At 60.6% G+C, this 2,475-nt stretch carries 3 protein-coding genes; 2 read left to right on the top strand and 1 reads right to left on the bottom strand.

The features are described from left to right. On the top strand, window positions 1–740 hold a 740-nt coding region (locus QM600_RS29290), incomplete at its 5' end, for an AMP-binding enzyme (RefSeq protein ID WP_283265272.1). A gap of 16 nt (window positions 741–756) precedes the next feature. Here the strand turns inward: QM600_RS29290 and QM600_RS29285 are convergent. After that, window positions 757–1,122, bottom strand: coding sequence for a DUF488 domain-containing protein (locus QM600_RS29285; protein ID WP_283265271.1), 366 nt, complete (start codon window positions 1,120–1,122; stop codon window positions 757–759). Between the two features lie 275 nt (window positions 1,123–1,397). Here QM600_RS29285 and QM600_RS29280 point away from each other — a divergent pair. Then, window positions 1,398–2,475: NAD(P) transhydrogenase subunit alpha (locus QM600_RS29280; protein ID WP_283265270.1), on the top strand; the 1,078-nt coding region annotated here is incomplete at its 3' end.

The raw sequence follows: 2,475 nt of genomic DNA, 5'->3' as shown, positions 1-2,475 counted from the left end.
TGCGTGCCCGATACGACGTGTCGAGCCTGAAGGTCGCGATCCATGCGGCGGCGCCGTGTCCGCCGGAAGTCAAGACGGCAATGATCAATTGGTGGGGGCCGGTGATCAACGAGTACTACGCGTCTACCGAAGGCTCGGGCGCAACCTTCATCAACAGTGCGCAGTCGTTGGCGCATCCCGGTTCCGTCGGTCGTGACGGTGTCATGGGAATTGTGCACATTTGCGACGACGCCGGCAAGGATCTCCCCGTCGGCGAGATCGGCACAGTTTTCTGGGAGCGCGAAACACTCCCGTTCCGCTATCACAACGACCCCGAGAAAACGGCGTCAGCGCAGCATCCCGATCATCCGACGTGGACCACGAGTGGCGATATCGGATACGTCGATGACGAGCGATTCCTCTATCTGACGGATCGCGCTGCATTCACCATAATTTCAGGCGGCGTAAATATTTATCCTCAAGAGTCCGAGAATGTACTGACTTTGCATCCGAAAGTATTCGATGTCGCGGTGATCGGGATTCCTGACGAAGAGATGGGTGAACAAGTCAAGGCGGTTGTCCAGTTAGCCGACGGAATCGAACCGTCGGCCGACGTCGCCCAGGAATTGCTGGACTACGTAAGAGGTCAGGTTGCGCACTTCAAAGCGCCTAGGTCTATCGACTTTGCCGAAGAATTGCCTCGGACCGCCACAGGAAAACTGGTCAAGCACAAGCTCAGGTCCCACTATGTGAACAGTTGAGGGGCGTGAATTGCCGTCACAAGTTCGAGCGAAGGTAGTCGGCAAGAATCAGGGCATGGCTGTGGGGCAGATCCTTACTGGCAGTCAGAAGCGTGACCGCGCGGGCGTCCGTGCTCGGTGAAATACGTTCGACATACTCGCGCACGGGGAATGCGTCGAGCTGCGCAACATAGCGGCTGCGAAACACCTCGAAACGATCGACCTGGTGGCCGTACCACTTCCGTAGCTCGGTGGACGGCGCCAGGTCTTTCGACCAATCATCGAGTGCCAACTCTTCGCGTCGCACTCCGCGTGGCCACAACCGATCAACCAGCAGCCGAACCGCCTGCGGTTCGGCTGTCGGTTCGTGAACCCGCTCGACGGTGATGATTTGACTCGTCATTGTCGATACCCCCTGCTCGGTTTTTGTTTCACATACTGGAACGGACACTCAATGGAGTGTGACCGACCTCACAAACACGGCGAGGGAATACCCTAAAGATACTGTTCGGACTCGATTCAGATGATGAAAGTTCCTTTTCGGGTTCACTTTTATCGGAGAAGTCTGGCTAGTATCAGTCACCATTCACCCAAAAGCGGGTCATCTTCCGCTCATCACACGTTGGTTGCCGCTCGTCGCAGTAGGCGAACCACCAACCGCAGAAGGTAATGGAACAAATGGAAACATCGAAGAGCGCACAAGTGCGTCCATCGGTCGGTGTCCCTCGTGAATCGAGTGACGGCGAACGACGGGTAGCCCTCGTGCCCAAAATCGTGTCCACCCTGATCGGCAAAGGCGTCGACGTCGTCGTCGAATCCGGCGCCGGCCTCGGCGCCCTGATCCCCGACGAGCTCTACAGCGCCGCCGGCGCCAAAATCGGCGATCCGTGGACCGCCGACGTCGTCGTCAAGGTCGCCCCTCCCTCATCGGAGGAGATCGCCCGGATCAGTTCCGGCGCCAAGTTGATCGGGTTCCTCAATCCCCGCAACGCCGACAACCGCATCGCCGAGCTCAAGGCGGCCGGCATCGAGGGCTACGCAGTCGAAGCAATTCCCCGTATCTCCCGCGCCCAGGTGATGGACGCCTTGTCCTCGCAGGCCAACGTCTCCGGCTACAAAGCCGTCCTGTTGGCTGCGTCGGAGTCCACCCGCTTCTTTCCGATGTTGACCACCGCCGCAGGCACCGTCAAGCCCGCGACCGTGTTGGTTCTCGGTGTCGGTGTCGCCGGTCTGCAGGCTTTGGCCACGGCCAAGCGTCTCGGTGGCCGCGCCACCGGCTACGACGTCCGACCTGAGGTAGCCGACCAGGTGCGCTCAGTGGGCGCCCAGTGGCTCGATCTCGGTATCGACGCAGCCGGTGAGGGCGGATACGCCCGCGAGCTCACCGACGACGAGCGCGCCAAGCAGCAGCAGGCACTCGAAGACGCCATCAAGGGTTTCGACGTCGTCATCACCACCGCGCTGGTTCCGGGCCGTCCGGCGCCGCGTCTGGTCACCGCCGCCGCAGCCTCGGGCATGAAGCCCGGCAGCGTCATCGTCGACCTCGCCGGTGAGACCGGCGGCAACTGCGAGCTGACCGAACCGGGTCAGACCGTCGTCAAGCACGGCGTCACCATCTGCTCCCCGCTGAACTTGCCGGCGACGATGCCCGAGCATGCCTCGGAGCTGTATTCGAAGAACATTTCCGCGCTGATCGAACTGATGTTGGTTGATGGGGCTCTTGCGCCTGATTTCTCCGACGAGGTCATCGCCGGTG

It is taken from the genome of Rhodococcus sp. IEGM 1379 (assembly GCF_030056815.1).
GTDB lineage: Bacteria > Actinomycetota > Actinomycetes > Mycobacteriales > Mycobacteriaceae > Rhodococcus_F.
The sequence above is the reverse complement of the archived record's forward strand: the minus strand, read 5'-3'. Positions and strand labels throughout refer to the sequence as shown.